The organism is Streptomyces sp. DT2A-34 (assembly GCF_030499515.1).
In the GTDB taxonomy this organism is placed as follows: Bacteria; Actinomycetota; Actinomycetes; order Streptomycetales; family Streptomycetaceae; genus Streptomyces.
In genome coordinates this window covers 1,719,424-1,734,169 of record NZ_JASTWJ010000001.1, presented here as the reverse complement: position 1 = coordinate 1,734,169, position 14,746 = coordinate 1,719,424, and the positions used below count along the sequence as shown (strand labels likewise).

Here is a 14,746-nt window from a genome sequence, read left to right as displayed (position 1 = left end):
GAACACCCAAGCTCACCTGCAGAAGGGTCAGTTCTTTTGTCAGCCATACGCGCCACCGCCGTCACCGCGGCGGCCTGTGCGGCCGTGCTCGCCACGGCGCTGCCGTCCTCGGCCATCAACTCGTACAACGCGACGCCCGCCCCCGAACGCACCGAGGTCGGCGCGCTCGTGGCCACCTGGGACAACGACGGCGATCCCGCGACCCCGGACCGGGTCGACTGGGTCTGCTCCGGCACCATGATCGACGCGGACACCTTCCTGACCGCCGCGCACTGCACCACCGACTGGCCCGACAACGTGCAGTTCTACGTGTCGCTGGACCAGGACGTGCAGGCCGGCCTCGACGCCGCCGCCAAGAAGTACCCCGGCGACCCGGCCGCCCAGGCGAGGGCCGTCGCCGTCCAGGGCACCGCCCACAGCCACCCCGACTACCCGGGGCCCGCGTCCGACACCCATGACATCTCGGTGATCGAACTGCCCGCCACGAAGGTCAAGGCCCGCTGGACGTTCACCCCGGCCACCCTGCCCACCGCGAACCAACTCGGCGCGCTCGGACCGCGGGGCCTGAACGCCACCGACTGGTTCGTCGCCGGATACGGCACCCAGGAGGCCGTCAACGGACCCGGCGGACAGACCCACCCCGGCGGCGGCGTCCGGATGAAGGCGCCCGTCACCTTCGACGCCCTCAACAACTCCTGGGCACGCCTGGCGATGACCGCACCGCAGGGCAACGGCGGTGCCTGCTACGGCGACTCGGGCGGCCCCAACTTCGCGGTGATCGGCGGAAAGAACGTCCTGGCCGCCACCACGATCACCGGTGACACCCCGTGCTACGCGACGAACGTGACGTACCGCCTGGACACCCCGGGCGCCCGCGCCTTCCTGTCGCCGTTCGTGAAACTCCCGTAACCCGTGCCGACCCCGGCCGCCCGGCGCACGAAGCCGACGGGCGGCCGGGGTCACCGCGCGCCCCGGGAGCCGTGAGCCGTCACAAGGCCCTGAGCCGTTCCGCCAGATCGCTCAACGCCCCCCGATAGTCCCGCACATCCATCGGCACCTTCTCCACCGCCTCCGGATGCGGGCCCGCCGCCGTGAACACATCGGTGTGGCGCCGCCGCCCCGCGCCGGTCTCCAGGAACAACGTCACCGTCGGCGCGTCCGTGTCGCACCAGGCCCGGTGCAGGGTGTGCGCGGGCAGGGCGTACGAGCTGCCCGCCGCGTACTGCCCCACATGCGTCAGCCGCAGCCGCGCCGCACCGGCCGGCCGCAGCACCCAGTCCGCCGACCCCTCCGCCAGCGACTCCTCGTACCGGGCCGCCGCGACACCACCGACACCGTCATCGTCGTCATCGCCGCTCTCGCCGCAGACCTCGTACAGCTCCATGGCCAGCCGGCCCCGTACGACATAAGAGGCCAGTGGCGAACGGTGGTTGTGGATGTCCTCCTCGCCGATGCCGCCCGCGCCCGGATGCCACACGTGCGCGCGCAGCATGTGCCGCGGACCGCCGTCGATCAGCAGCAGCTTGTCGAAGCCGAGGACATGGCGGTACGACAGTCGCGCGCAGTCCGCCGGATCGCCCTCCCCGGAGGCGAGTTCCGCGATCAGCTCCAGCAGCCGGTCGGTGGAGCCGAGTTCGGCGACGACGGAGCGGGCGGCGGACGCCAGCGCGTGCTCGGGCAGTTCACCGTCCAGTGTCTCGGCCAGCAGCCTTCGCGTCGCCAGGACCTGCCGACCGCCCATGCACCCATCCTCCAACGACCCGCGCGTGACATCCGAGTTCAGTCACCCGGCTGATACATCCATACGGCATGCGCGCGCAGCGTCGAAAGACCTTGATAGGTCATCCACATGGGCCGCCGCAGCTCGGTGCTGTCGCCCCGTCCCCAGAACCAGACGCCGTCCGTCTGCCCCGCCCACACCGCGGCGACGGCCCCGTCCAGCCGTACCCGCCACTGCTCCTCCAGCCCGTCGGCGCGGGCGATCTCCACGGCTCCCGGCGACAGCAGGGCGCGCGCCACCCAGGAGGCGGTGAAGTGCCGCACGCTCAGCACCTCGTGACGCGAGGGGTCGTCCGTGCGCGGCCGGCGTACCTCCTCGTGCAGGTTCCTCAGGTCGGCGCAGGTGTCGTGCGACGCCTCCGGGCAGGTCAGCAGCCAGCGGACGCCGTCCTCGCGGGCGGCGCGCGCACCGGCGTTCTCGCCGAGGACCCGGGCGGCCCGGTCGAGGGCGACGACCGCCTGTGCGGTGTGCAGTGGTGACGGCCAGCCGTGCGGGGGGTCGAGGCGGTAGCCCCAGCAGCGCAGATGATCGCGGCGCGGGTCGCTGATCGCGCCGTCCGAGAGGGCCTCGCGCAGCACGGGCAGGACCTCGGAGCGGGGCGCGGCACGCAGCAGCCCGCGCAGCACGGTCGTCACGACATGGGTCGACTCCCGCCCGCTGCGGTCGAGTTGACGGGTGAATGCGCTGGTGCACCGGTCCACCTCGGCGGCCAGCCGCTCGGCGGAGGCGCCGGGGCCCGGGCCAGCGCGCCCAGCACCAGCGCGGTGACCTCCGGACGCGCCTCGGACCCCTGCGAGCGCGCCGACCAGCCGCCGTCCGGCAGCCGTAGCCGCCACAGCGTGTCCACCAGGTCGCCGGTGCTCAGCCGTCCGTCGGGTACGCCGAGGTCGAGCATGATGTGCAGGCCGTACGCGGTGCCGACGGGGGTGGGGCGTGAGGGCGAGGTCTCGCCGAGGGAGTGCGGCCAGCCGGTGAGCCGGCCGCACTCCGGGTCGTCCACGACGGACACCTGGTCGACGAGGGTCTCGTAGGCGGAGGCGAAGGCCCGGGGGAGCGGGCCGGGTGCCCCCGGTGCCATGGCGGCGGGTCCTACGGCGGCGCCCGGTGCTCGCTCGCCGGCCGCCGCCCGGGCCCGCAGCAGCGCCGCCGCCAGCCAGGCGGCGATCGAGGTGCCGAGTCCGCTGATGCCGGCGATCAGATAGCGGGCGGCCGAACCTTCGAGGGAGCCGGGCAGCACACTGAACAGGAACTGGAACACGCCGTACCCGGCGGCCACACACCCGAGGCCACCGAGCCAGCCGACGAAACGCGCCGGGGGCGAGCTGTCCGGGGTTTCTTCGTCGGGAGCGGGAGGCGTGGGACGGGTCTGCCGGGACCTCAGGGGGCCGCGTCCGAGCTGCTGTTGGGACAAGACGCACTCCCTCCCCCGTGGTGGTGGCGCGTGACCTCCGCGAAGCTTCCAGTCTAAGTGGTCAGGGTGACAACTGGGGCGGGCGCCGGTCGCGCTCGTGCCGCGGCCAGTTCACCAGCGCCACGTGCAGGGCGTCGACGGCGCGCTCCCAGGACTCCTGTACGGCCCGGGGGGCGCCGAACGCGCCGGTGGACTCCAGGGCGCAGTAGCCGTGGAAGGTGCTGCGCAGCAGGCGGACGGCGTCGGTGAGGTCCGGCTCTTCGAGGCCGTAGGCGCGGAGCATGCCGTAGGTGATCTCGGCGGTGCGGCGCATGGCGGGGGAGTCGGCGACGAGAGCCTGGTCGACCTGCGTCTGGGTGGCGGCGTATCGGCCCGGGTGCTGGAGCGCGTACTGCCGGTAGGCGTCCGCGAAGGCGGCGAGCGCGTCCTTGCCGGCGCGTCCGGCGACGGCGGCGGCGATCCGGTCGATCATCTCGCCGCCGGCCAGCAACGCGACCCGTGTGCGCAGGTCCTGGAGATTCTTGACGTGCGAGTACAGGCTCGCGTCCTTCACCCCGAACTGCCGGGCCAGCGCGGACAGGCTGACCTTCTCGAACCCGATCTCGTCGGCGAGTTCGGCCGCGGCCGCGGCGAGGCGGTCGGCGGTGAGTCCTGCGCGGGCCATGGGCTGGCTGACCTCCGGATGTGTGACCTGGCCTAAGGCCCCGAGGGCCCCTGGAGCCCCTAGGAGACATCCTAGTGAGGTTAGCCAGTCGACCGCCGATCGCCCTGCGCGGCGGACCTCCTGCACGACCAGCACCCCGACCTCGCCGACCGCCCCCTGCAGCTCGGCGCGCGCGGCTGGGACAACCAGCTGTGGCGGCTCGGCGACGACCTCGCCGTCCGGTTGCCCTGGGCGACGCAGTCCGCGGACGAGCTGCTGCGCAAGGAATACGCCTTCCTCCCCGCCCTCGCCCCGCACCTGCCGCTGCCGGTCCCGCAGCGCGGGTGTCCGGGGCCGGCCCGGAGGCAAGCCCACCTGGGGCCCACCCGCCCAGGCCGCACTGCGGCGCCTCACCGCGGCGGCGCACGGTACGTGCGCACGGGCAGCTCCGCCTGCGGCGGCTTCCACTTGACCGACCACTTCGCCGGCTTGGCCTCGACACGCGCCCGGTAGAAGGCCACATCACCTTCGTGGCGAAGCTCGGGCAGCGTCATGAACCAGCGGGGCCACCACATGAGCGTCGCGGACAAGGGCCGGACGGGCGGCGGCCGTTCACATTGTGCCGTGCCGCCCACCCGCGTACGGCTGCGGGGCGGGCGGCCGTCGCACTGGCCGTCAGCCGATCGGCGCGTACAGCACCCCCAGCTTGTCGATCTCGTCGCCCGACCGACCCGTGAACCCGACGATCTGCCAACCGGAGGGTGCCGTGAAGGTCTTGCTGTCCGATGTCGCCGTCCCGGCGGACAGCGTGCGGCCCTTGTCCGTCGTGAACGACGCCGAGAAGATCCGCGTACGACCGTCCTTCTGGCCCTGTGTCAGCTTTACGGCGGTGAGGTGCTCGCCGGAAGCCAGGGTCAGGGACGTCGCCGTGCCTCCCGTGCCGCCGTGGCTGAGGGCTGTGCCGCCGTCGTGCGTCAGGGACACCGCGTCCAGGCGGGCGCTGCCGCGCAGGGTCAGGGTGCGCGGGGACACCGACGTCGGCAGGTCGTCCGCGTCGTTGAAGGCGGTGCCGTGGGGGCCGCCGAAGAAGTCGCTCGCCTTCAGGGAGGAGTTGAGGGTGTAGGTGAAGTCGACCGTGTGCGGGAAGTGGTCGGAGAGGTGCTCGCCGTCCTCGCGGAGGAATTTCGCCCAGTCGTTGTTGTAGCGGGTGGCGTCGAGGGTGAGCAGCTTGCTGCCGCGGTACAGGACCTTGTCGACGACCTCGCAGTCGTTGGTCGGGGCCGTCGCGTCGCAGAGCAGCGCGTCGCTCCCGGCCGCCGGAGGTGTGCCGCCCTTGACCAGCCGCACCCACGCGTCGGTCAGGCCGTTCTCGGCGGCCAGCGTGCGGATGTTGTCGCCGGTGCGGGTGTAGCGGGTGTTGGTGTCGCCCATGACGATCACCGCGTTGCCGGAGGAGTTGGCCTGGATGAAGTCCGACAGCTGCTCGACGTTGGCGCGGCGGGCGGCGAGCGCGGCGTCGTCGGCGTCGGCGTTGGTGTGGACGTTGTAGAGGTCGACGAACACGCCCTCGGCGAGGCGCACCCGGGCCAGCGTGAAGCCCTTCGGGGTCAGGCAGTTGGTGCCGGTGCAGTTGTTCCACTTCACCCGCTCGAAGTCCTCGAAGGCGAGGTCCGAGAGGGTGTTGAGCCCGTCGCCGACACCGGCGCCGCCACTGGTCGCCGTGCGGTAGGGATGGGTGTCGTTGGCGTACAGCGAGGCGTGGTAGTTGAAGTCCTCCTGGACGTTGACGATGTCGTACGGGGCCAGCCGCTGACCGATCAGCGGCGTGTTCGTCTCGGGGTCGCTGTCGCCGAGGCCGAGCGGGAGGCCCGCGATGTTGTACGTCAGGACGTTGAAGGAGCCCGAGGTGGCGGCCGTCGCGGGCGTGGCCGCGGTGGCGGTGAGTCCGGTGACGACCAGCGCGGCCGCCGCGAGCGTACCGATCAGTCTTCTCATCGTGGGGGTGTCTCCGATGGGTGGGCAGAGGAGGAAGGTGAGTCCTGCTCAGGTTCTGCGTCAACCAGGGTGACGTACAAGTGCCGTTGGGGAAACAGTCAGAGACGTGATGTTCCGTCGGTGCTGTCCCTGCTGTTGCCGCTGCCCGCCCGCTGCCCCGACCCTGACCCCGCCGCTCAGGCCGCCGGATTGAGTCCGTTCGACAGGCCCGTGTAGGCCGGCTTCGCCCCGTAGCCCTCGTTGTACGGGAGTGCCGCCCCGTACCCGCTGAAAGTCCCCGGCACCCAGGAGTACTTGTCGGTCAGGCCCCAGACGGTGACGTTCGCGCAGCGCGGGACGCCCAGGCAGTTCTCGCTCGCCGTCTTGTAGTCGGTGGACTGCTGGGCGAGTTCGGCGGAAGAGGCGGGCAGGGGGATGCGGATGTCGAGTTCCGTGACCGAGACCTCCAGGCCCAGGTCCGAGAAGCGCTTGAGGTTGGCCTTCATCGAGCTCGGCACCTGGCCGACGACGAAGTGGGACTGGAATCCGATGCCGTGCAACGGGACGCCTTGGGCGAGGAGTTGCTTCGCCAGGTTGTACAGGGCGTCGCTCTTCGCGTTGTCCGCCTCGATGTTGTAGTCGTTGATGTACAGCTTGGCGCTCGGGTCGGCGGCGTTCGCCCAGCGCAGGGCGTTGGCGATGTGGCCGGTGCCGAGCTTGTCCTGCCACAGCGAACTCCGCATCGAGCCGTCCTCGTTGAACGCCTCGTTGACGACGTCCCAGGCGTAGATCTTGCCCTTGTAGCGGCCGACGGTCGTGTCGATGTGCTTCTTCAGCAGGGTGTTCAGTTCGGAGGCGGAGAAGTTGCCGTTCTTCAGCCAGGACGGCAGCTGCGCGTACCAGACGAGCGTGTGGCCGCGTACGCCCTGGTTGTGCGCGGCGGCGTGGTTGACCAGGCGGTCGGCGGCCGCCCAGTTGTAGCTGTTCCGGCTCGGCTCCAGCGCGTCCCACTTCATCGCGTTCTCCGCCGTCACCGAGTTGAACTCCCGGTCCAGGACGGTGGTGTACGCCGACTCGTTCTGCAACGGCCCGTCGGCGTACCCGCGCAGGGTCGTCGCGGCCGAGGCCTCCGGGCTGAGCTGGGGGAGCGCGACGGCCGCGGAGGCGATGAGGGCGCCCACGGCGGCGAGGGGGAGGGGACGGAGAAGGCGCCGGCGGCGGTGGGCGCGGGCGCTGGGGGGAGTGTCGGGAGTGGCGGGAGTGGGGGACACGGCTCCTCCTGCGGGGTTGGGGGCGGGTGACGCGGGGCGGGCGTTCATTCTTGGGTTGCCGCCAACGCCCGCAAGGTTGCCGGGGGCGTGCGCTGATGTGCTTCGGCGCGGCTAGGCCCAGTCGTCATCCGTTCACCCCCGTGTAGTGCCTCAGGCTCCAGCGCCACACCAGCCGTGCCGCCAGGTACCCGGCGATGCCGAGCAGCGGAGACGCCGCCGCCAGCCAGTACGGCACCCCGATGTCGTCGTCGTGGCCGGTCAGGACGGCCGTCGGGAGGTAGGCGACGAACGCGAGCGGAAGGGCGTACGTCAGGAAGCCGCCCACCGCTCGGGGGAGGATGTTGAGCGGGTAGCTGCCGAACGTGCCGAGCAACTCCTCCAGCCAGCGGCTCCAGTAGTCGGCGGCCGGGAAGCGCAGGCAGGCACTCGACACCACCGTGAACAGGGCCGCCTCCAGCAGCATCCCGCCGACGATCGCGGCGATCAGGTACGACACCCGGCCCGCCGTCCAGTCCAGGTCGCTGCGGCTGAGCGCGCCCACCATCAGGCCCGCCGCGACCGTGAGGTCGCCGATCGCGTTGGTCGGGAAGTAGGCGAGCTGGACCTGCCGGTGCACCGGCATCGGGCGCAGCAGGTAGACGTCGATCCTTCCCTCCTGGATCTGCCGGCCGACGAAGTGCATCCGCCCCAGCAGAAGCACGAACAGCCCGTGCGCGAGCATCCGGATCGCCGGGATCAGCAGCACGTCCGAGCTGTCCCAGCCGCCCATCCCGGTGAACCGCGCCAGCAGCACCGTCGCGAACACGATCACCGACACCTGCCAGATCGCGCCGATCGCGATGTTCAGCAGGAACTCGGTGCGGTACTCCATCGCGGCACGGATGTTGAGCAGCGTGATGCGCCACACGATGCGCACGGACTTCACAGCCTTCACCGACACGTCAGCCTCCCTGAGAGATCACGCGCCGCGCGGCCCGCCGCCACACCCACCGGGTGAACAACGCCAGCACGACCACCCAGGCGGCCTGAATGGCCAACTGGGCGCCCGCGTCGGCCAGTCCGATCCGGCCGACGTAGATCGACAGCGGCACGCTCAGCGTCGCCTGGAACGGCAGGAAGCCGCTCAGCGTGATGAACCAGTCCGGGAAGAACCACAGCGGGGCGTACACCCCGGACAGCAGGTTCTGCGCGAAGATCAGGATCAGCATCGCGGAGTTGTTGCGGATGGTGAAGAAGCACAGCTGGTCGAGGACGAGCATCACGTAGTACAGCACCCACTGGCCGAGCAGCATGCTCACCACGAACACCCCTGCCACGGCTGCCGACTTGGGGGGCTCGACGACTCCGGCGGCCAGGCAGACCAGGTATCCGGCGAGTGCCCATGCCAGCCCGTAGAGCTGCTCGCCGAGGGCGCGCAGGGCGTAGTAGCGCTGGGGCGGCAGCGGGCGCAGGTACCAGTAGACGATCGTGCCGAAGTGCATGTGCTGCAGCACCATGTCCCGGCCTGCGGACTGGTCCAACTCCCGCAGCCGGGAGGCGAGTACGGCCAGGACGGCGTAGGTGACCGCCTGCTCGCGGCTCAGGCCGGCGGTGGTGCCGGTCTGCGCGTACAGGCCGCGCCACAGTGAGGCCACCAGGACCACCTGGACGGTCAGCCGGAGCAGGACGGCGGTCATCCGGGGCGGCGTGTGCAGCTCGCCGAGCGGGGTGACGCGGGCGGCGCGCCAGCCGTGCAGTACGGCGGCCATCTCAGGCTCCTTCTGCGACGGACTCGGCATGCACGTACGCGGCCCGCATCACGTCCTCGAGGTCCGCCTCGTCGAGGGCCAGGTCCGTCACCTCGTACCGCTCGATGACCTGCTTCAGCGCCTGGTGCACGGTCGGTGCGTCGGGGCCGTCCGGGCCGAAGACCGCCTGCGGGCCGTCGTGCCGCAGCAGCGCGATGCCCGGCAGGGAACCGACCTCGGTGTGCGGGTCGGCGAGCGTCACCCGCACCTGCCAGGTCGAGCCGAACTTGCGGCGGATCTCGTCGAGGGTGCCGTCCAGGACGAGCCGCCCGTGGTTGATCAGCACGACCCGCTCGGCGAGCCGCTCGACCTCCGTCATGTCGTGGGTGGTGAGCAGGACCGTACGGCCGCGCTCCTCCACCTGGTGCCGCAGGAACTCCCGCACCTGCTCCTTCACCACCACGTCCATGCCGATGGTCGGCTCGTCGAGGAAGACCACCGGCGGGTCGTGCAGCAGGGCGGCGGCCAGGTCGGAGCGGACGCGCTGGCCGAGGGAGAGGTGGCGGACCCGGGTGTCCCAGAAGGAGGAGAGGTCCAGAAGCTCGTCGAACTCCTCGAGCCGGGCCGCGTGTTCGCCCTTCGGCACCTCGTAGATGTCCCGCAGGATCGCGAAGGACTCGCGCACCGGCAGGTCCCACCACAGCTGGGTGCGCTGCCCGAACACCGTGCCGATGTTACGGGCGTTGCGCTCACGCTCCTCGTACGGCACCACGCCCGCGACCCGGGCCTCGCCCGCCGTGGGCGTGAGGATGCCGGTGAGCATCTTGATGGTGGTGGACTTGCCGGCGCCGTTCGGGCCCAGCAGGGCGAGGAGTTCCCCGGCGGCGACGGAGAAGGTCACATCGGAGACGGCGTGCTTGGCGACCTTCTGCGGATTGACCAGGGAACGCAGTGCGCCCGCGAAACCGGGGCGGCGGATGCTCGTGTGGAAGGTCCGGGAAAGGCCGCGAACCTCGATGGCGCCACTCAATGGACATCAACTCCCTTGTCTCGGAAGCAAGTCGCGGCCGGTCGGCTTGAGTGCCGACCGGCCGCGGGTGGACCTTCCGACAGTGTCGGAAAGTCGATCAATCGGTCAATCGATTTACAGTTTCCTCACTCCGGTTTCTCACTCGGCGGTCGAGAACACGAACGAGAACTCCGTCGGCTCCGCCCGCAGGAAGTACTGCGGCAGCGGGCCCGGCCCGCAGGACTGGGAGCCGATGCCGTGCTGGCCGTGGTCGAGATTGACCCACACGGTGTCCCCCGGCGCCAGATCGGTGAGGTGCCGCGCGGCGTCCAGCTGCTCGCTGGTCCAGCGGCGGGCGCTGAACCAGAACTCCGGGTCGCCCTCGATCCGCAGCCCGCCGAGCTCCACCCAGCGCACGTCGGCACGGGCGCCGTTCTCCTGCGGGCGGACGTACGGAGTCTGCAGCTCGTCGACGGTGGAGTGCCAACGGCCGACCATCGACGCCGTCCTGCTGTCCGGGTACGCCTCACCGGGACCGCCGCCGAACCACCGCACGGCGTCCGCCTGCGCGAGCCCGAACCGGACGCCCAGCCGGGGCAGCGGCACCTTCCACTCGCCCTCGGGCGTCACGGAGACGGTCAGCTTCAGCCGGGTGCCGTCGGAGGTCCACCGGTACACGGTGGCGAGGCCCATCTCCCAGGCGGCGGACGCCACCCGGGTCCGTACCGTCAGCGCGTCGTCGCCCTGCTCCACGGCGTCCAGCCGGTGCCGCATGCGGTGCAGGCCGTACTTGCGCCACAGCATCCCGTAGCGGGTGTCGGTCTGCCACTCGGCGCCGTCGTCGTTGTCGGTGGGCGCCCGCCACAGGTCCAGACGCGGAGCCGTCACCTCGACGCCGCCGATGGTCTTCAGCGCACCGGTGCGGGCGTCGAAGGAGGCCGGGCCGAGGGTGATCAGCTTCTCGCTCGCGGCGGGCCGGTCGCTCGCGGAGACCGACGGCGACTGCCGTGCCGCCACCGGGAACTGGCCCCACGCGACCACGTGGTCCTTCGGCGCCCACGCCGTGTCGGCCGCCAGCAGCGCCCGTACGGTCCACTGGGTCTCGCCGCTCGGCTCGTGCGCCGCGGGCGGCTCCGGCAGCTTGACGTCGGCCGACTCGCCGGGGGCGAGGTTCGGCACCGACAGGCTGCCCGCCTCGACCGTCTCGCCGTCCACCTGGTACGACCACTCGAAGGCGAGACCCGACAGGTCCGCGAAGTCGTACTTGTTCGTCACCCGTACGGTGCCGTCGGCGCCGTCGCCCTCGATGCGGACCGGCTCGATGACCTTCTTGTACTCGACGAGCCCGGGGGAGGGCCTGCGGTCGGGGAAGATCAGGCCGTCGCAGACGAAGTTGCCGTCGTGCAGTTCCTCGCCGAAGTCGCCGCCGTAGGCGTAGCCCAGCTCGGGGTGCTCGATGCCGTGGTCGATCCATTCCCAGATGAAGCCGCCCTGGAGCCGGTCGTACGACTCGAACAGCTTCTGGTAGTCGGCGAGTCCGCCGGGGCCGTTGCCCATGGCGTGCCCGTACTCGCACTGGATGAAAGGCAGTTCGCGACGCTTGTGCGTACCGCCGTCCAGACGCTGCCCGATCTTCTCGACCTCGTCGTGGAAGGCGTACATCCGCGAGTACACGTCCGTGTCCCGGCAGTCCCAGTCGCCCTCGTAGTGCACGAGCCGCGAGGAGTCCCGGCCGTGGATCCACTCGGCCATGGCGGTCAGCCCGCGTCCGGTGCCCGCCTCGTTGCCGAGGGACCAGAAGACGATCGACGGGTGGTTCTTGTCCCGCTCGACCATGCGGGCCGCGCGGTCCAGCAAAGCCGGGGTCCAGCGGTCGTCGTCGACGGGGTTGTCCCGCCAGGCCTGCTCGGTGAAGCCGTGGGTCTCCAGGTCGCACTCGTCGATGACCCACAGGCCCAGCTCGTCGCACAGGTCGAGGAAGGCCGGGTGCGGCGGGTAGTGCGAGGTGCGCACCGCGTTGAGGTTGTGCCGCTTCATCAGCAGCACGTCCTCGCGCATGGTCTCCAGGTCGAGGGCGCGGCCCTTCTCCGGGTGCCACTCGTGCCGGTTGACGCCCTTGAAGAGGATCGCCTTGCCGTTGACCTTGATCAGGCCGTCTTCGAGGACGACGGTACGGAAGCCGATGCGCAGCGGCACGCGCTCGCCCGCCGTGACCAGCTCACCGTCGTACAGCTTCGGCGTCTCCGCCGACCACGGCTCGACCGCCACCGTCACCGGCTCGCCGGTCGCGACATCGATGTCCAGGGCGGGCACGGACACCCGCCCGTCGACGTCGGAGTCGACGCGCAGGGTGCCCTCGCCCGTGGTGTGGTCGTAGGAGGCGTGCACGAAGAAGTCGCCCACGCTGCCCGCCGGGCGGTGCAGCAGGGTGACGTCACGGAAGATGCCGGGCAGCCACCACTGGTCCTGGTCCTCCAGGTACGAGCCCGCCGACCACTGGTGCACACGGACGGCGAGCACGTTGCCGGCCGGCTTCAGCAGCTGCCCGACCGCGAACTCGTGCGGCAGGCGGGAGCCCTTGAACTCGCCGATGTCCGTGCCGTTCAGCCACACCCGGGCACAGGACTCGACGCCGTCGAAGCGCAGCACGGCGCCGCCGTCGGCCGGCCAGTCCGCCGGCAGGTCGAAGACCCGCAGGTGGTCGCCGGTCGGGTTCTCCGTCGGGACGTGCGGCGGGTCCACCGGGAAGGGGTACAGGTGGTTGGTGTAGATGGGCGACCCGAAGGCCCCGTCGCCCTGCAGGACCCAGTGCCCGGGGACCGTGACCTCGGCCCAGTCCCCGGCGTCGTACCCCTCCTCGGCGAACGAGTCGTCCTCGGCGTCGGCGGTCGGCGACACGCGCAGGCGCCAACTGCCGTTCAGAGACAGGGACTTGGCGTCCGAGGACGCGTACCAGGCGCGGGGCGGGAGGGTCCCGGTGCCGGGAGAGACGTCCTCTACGTAGTCGACGGACGTGGTGGTGCGGAAAGACATCGGTCTCCAGGTCTTGAGAAGAGAACGTCAGCCCTTGATGCCGGTCTGTGCGATCCCCTGCACCAGCCAGCGCTGGAGGAAGAGGAACACGAACACCAGGGGCAGGATGGAAACGGCCGTGGCCATGAAGATCAGGTGGAAGACGACGGTCTGGTTGGTCATGTAGCTGGAGAGCGCGACCTGGACGGTCCACGAACTCGGGTCCTGGCCGATGACCAGCGGCCACAAGAAGGCGTTCCAGCCGTTGATGAAGGTGATGGTCGCCATCGCCGCGAAGAAGTTCAGCGAGTTGGGCACCACGACGCGCCAGTACGCGCCCCAGTAGCCCAGTCCGTCCATGCGCGCCGCCTCCTCCAGCTCCTTGGGGAACCCCAGGAAGTACTGCCGGAAAAGGAAGCAGGTGAAACCACTGAACAGGCCCGGGATGATGAGCCCCCGGTAGGTGTCCACCCAGCCGAGCGACGAGACCAGCACGAAGCTGGGCACGAAGGTGACCGCGGTGGGGACCATCAGGGTGCCCAGGACGGCGTAGAAGACCTTGTTGGCGTGCTTGTACGGGATGCGGGCCAGACCGTATCCCGCGAGGGAGCACACGAGCAGGACGCCGACGGTGTGCAGGGTGGCCACGACCGCCGAGTTCCACAGGGACTGGGCGAAGGGGACCGTCTCGTCCGTGAAGAGTTCGCTGATGTTGCCCCACTGGATGTCCGTGGGGAAGATCTTCCAGTTCTCGCCGGTGATCTCGGCATCCGTGGACAGCGCGTTGCGCAGGAGAACGTAGAACGGGATCAGGAAGAGGACGGCGGCGACGCCGGTGGCGATGTAGAGGCCGGTAGAGCTCATCACGCCGCCGCCGCGCCGGACACGGTGGGGCTTGCCTGACGTCGGCGCGGACTTCCGCACCTGAGGCGTGGTGGTGGTCACTTGGACTCGTCCCCCCTTCCAAAGCCCATGATCTTGCCCTGGAGCAGGGTCACGGCACAGATCAGCACGGTCAGGATGAGTGCTCCCGCGCTGCCGGCGCCGTAGTCCTGGCTCTCGCCCAGAGCCTTGTAGTACAGCTCGACGAGGGGCGGGCGGCCCCAGGTGGTCTTCGACAGTAGGTTGAAGAACTCGTCGAAGGCCTGGTAGGCGGCGATGAGCAGCAGCAGGATCACCGCGGTGGAGGTGGCCCGCAGCTGGGGCAGGGTGATGTACCGGAAGGTCTGCCAGCCCGGCTTGGCGCCGTCGAGGGCGGCGGCCTCGTACAGCTCGTCCGGGATGTTCTGCAGCGCCGCGATGAACAGGATCATGTAGAAGCCGGACTGCAGCCACAGCCGGGCGGTCACGATGACCAGCCAGTACCAGGGCGGGTTGGGGTCGATCAGCCAGGCGATGTTCTCGACCCCGAACCAGCCGAGGACCGTGTTCATCAGGCCGAAGCGGACGCCGCTGAAGATGGACATCTTCCAGATCAGCGCGGCCGCCACATAGCTGCACGCGGTCGGCAGGAAGAAGACCGAACGGAAGAACGCCCGCATGAAACGCATCCGGTTCACCAGCAGGGCGAGGCCCAGCGAGAGCGCCCAGGTGGTGGGCACGATGAACGCGGCGAAGACGGTGAAGGTGCCGAGCGAGCCGACGAAGTCGTCGTTCGTCAGCATGTACTTGTAGTTGTCGAAGCCGACGAACTTGTCGGGTGTGACGGTGAAGCGGGCCTCGAAGAAGCTGAGCCAGAGGCTCCAGAGGATCGGCGCGTAGACGAAGATCGCCAGACCGATCAGGAACGGCCCGGTGAAGATCCAGAAGTTGAGCGTGGGGCTGCCCCGCAGACCCCGCCGCGGCTTGGCCGGTGAGGCCTTCGCCGGGGCGGGGCGCGCGAGGTCGCGCGTCGTCGTCGACATGTCGTGATCCGTCCT

Annotated in this window: 14 protein-coding genes and 1 pseudogene; 2 read left to right on the top strand and 13 right to left on the bottom strand. The window is 70.4% G+C overall.

All coding sequences use genetic code 11. The features are described 5' to 3' along the window. The first annotated feature begins 36 nt into the window (after window positions 1-36). Window positions 37-909: a trypsin-like serine protease gene (locus QQM39_RS07525; protein WP_301995843.1), complete on the top strand. Its 873-nt coding sequence runs from the start codon at window positions 37-39 to the stop codon at window positions 907-909. A gap of 79 nt (window positions 910-988) precedes the next feature. Here QQM39_RS07525 and QQM39_RS07520 read toward each other — a convergent pair whose 3' ends face one another. From QQM39_RS07520 to QQM39_RS07505, 4 genes are all read right to left on the bottom strand, one after another. After that, window positions 989-1,741, bottom strand: coding sequence for a hypothetical protein (locus QQM39_RS07520; protein WP_301995842.1), 753 nt, complete (start codon window positions 1,739-1,741; stop codon window positions 989-991). Between the two features lie 38 nt (window positions 1,742-1,779). Then, window positions 1,780-2,415, bottom strand: coding sequence for a hypothetical protein (locus QQM39_RS07515; RefSeq protein ID WP_301995841.1), 636 nt, complete (start codon window positions 2,413-2,415; stop codon window positions 1,780-1,782). Next, window positions 2,412-3,191: a hypothetical protein gene (locus QQM39_RS07510; protein WP_301995840.1), complete on the bottom strand. Its 780-nt coding sequence runs from the start codon at window positions 3,189-3,191 to the stop codon at window positions 2,412-2,414. The genes QQM39_RS07515 and QQM39_RS07510 overlap by 4 nt, the downstream gene beginning before the upstream one ends. A gap of 61 nt (window positions 3,192-3,252) precedes the next feature. Continuing rightward, window positions 3,253-3,855 (bottom strand): TetR-like C-terminal domain-containing protein, encoded by a 603-nt coding sequence (locus tag QQM39_RS07505; protein WP_301995839.1) that lies wholly within the window; start codon window positions 3,853-3,855, stop codon window positions 3,253-3,255. A 120-nt stretch (window positions 3,856-3,975) separates the two neighbouring features. Between QQM39_RS07505 and QQM39_RS07500 the strand changes: the two are divergent. Next, a pseudogene (locus tag QQM39_RS07500) lies at window positions 3,976-4,176 on the top strand (aminoglycoside phosphotransferase); the annotation flags it as partial. A gap of 68 nt (window positions 4,177-4,244) precedes the next feature. Here the strand turns inward: QQM39_RS07500 and QQM39_RS07495 are convergent. From QQM39_RS07495 to QQM39_RS07455, 9 genes are all read right to left on the bottom strand, one after another. Next, on the bottom strand, window positions 4,245-4,424 hold the full coding sequence (locus tag QQM39_RS07495; protein WP_301995838.1) for a hypothetical protein: 180 nt from the start codon (window positions 4,422-4,424) through the stop codon (window positions 4,245-4,247). Between the two features lie 85 nt (window positions 4,425-4,509). Next, window positions 4,510-5,829, bottom strand: a complete 1,320-nt coding sequence (locus QQM39_RS07490; protein ID WP_301995837.1) for a jacalin-like lectin — start codon at window positions 5,827-5,829, stop codon at window positions 4,510-4,512. 176 nt (window positions 5,830-6,005) lie between these two features. Next, the gene (locus tag QQM39_RS07485) at window positions 6,006-7,079 is read right to left on the bottom strand and encodes an endo-1,4-beta-xylanase (protein ID WP_301995836.1); all 1,074 of its coding nucleotides are present in this window, start codon (window positions 7,077-7,079) and stop codon (window positions 6,006-6,008) included. A gap of 124 nt (window positions 7,080-7,203) precedes the next feature. After that, window positions 7,204-8,004 (bottom strand): ABC transporter permease, encoded by an 801-nt coding sequence (locus QQM39_RS07480; protein WP_302003508.1) that lies wholly within the window; start codon window positions 8,002-8,004, stop codon window positions 7,204-7,206. 16 nt (window positions 8,005-8,020) lie between these two features. Next, entirely contained in the window at window positions 8,021-8,827 is an 807-nt protein-coding gene (locus tag QQM39_RS07475) for an ABC-2 family transporter protein (RefSeq protein WP_301995835.1), read from the bottom strand. 1 nt (window position 8,828) lies between these two features. After that, window positions 8,829-9,836 (bottom strand): ATP-binding cassette domain-containing protein, encoded by a 1,008-nt coding sequence (locus tag QQM39_RS07470; protein WP_301995834.1) that lies wholly within the window; start codon window positions 9,834-9,836, stop codon window positions 8,829-8,831. A gap of 138 nt (window positions 9,837-9,974) precedes the next feature. Further along, complete coding sequence (locus tag QQM39_RS07465) at window positions 9,975-12,848, bottom strand: glycoside hydrolase family 2 TIM barrel-domain containing protein (protein ID WP_301995833.1); 2,874 nt, start codon at window positions 12,846-12,848, stop codon at window positions 9,975-9,977. A 27-nt stretch (window positions 12,849-12,875) separates the two neighbouring features. Beyond that, window positions 12,876-13,772 (bottom strand): carbohydrate ABC transporter permease, encoded by an 897-nt coding sequence (locus QQM39_RS07460; protein WP_301995832.1) that lies wholly within the window; start codon window positions 13,770-13,772, stop codon window positions 12,876-12,878. Then, window positions 13,769-14,731 (bottom strand): carbohydrate ABC transporter permease, encoded by a 963-nt coding sequence (locus QQM39_RS07455; protein WP_301995831.1) that lies wholly within the window; start codon window positions 14,729-14,731, stop codon window positions 13,769-13,771. Before QQM39_RS07455 ends, QQM39_RS07460 begins: the two co-directional genes overlap by 4 nt. Between the last annotated feature and the right edge of the window lie 15 nt (window positions 14,732-14,746).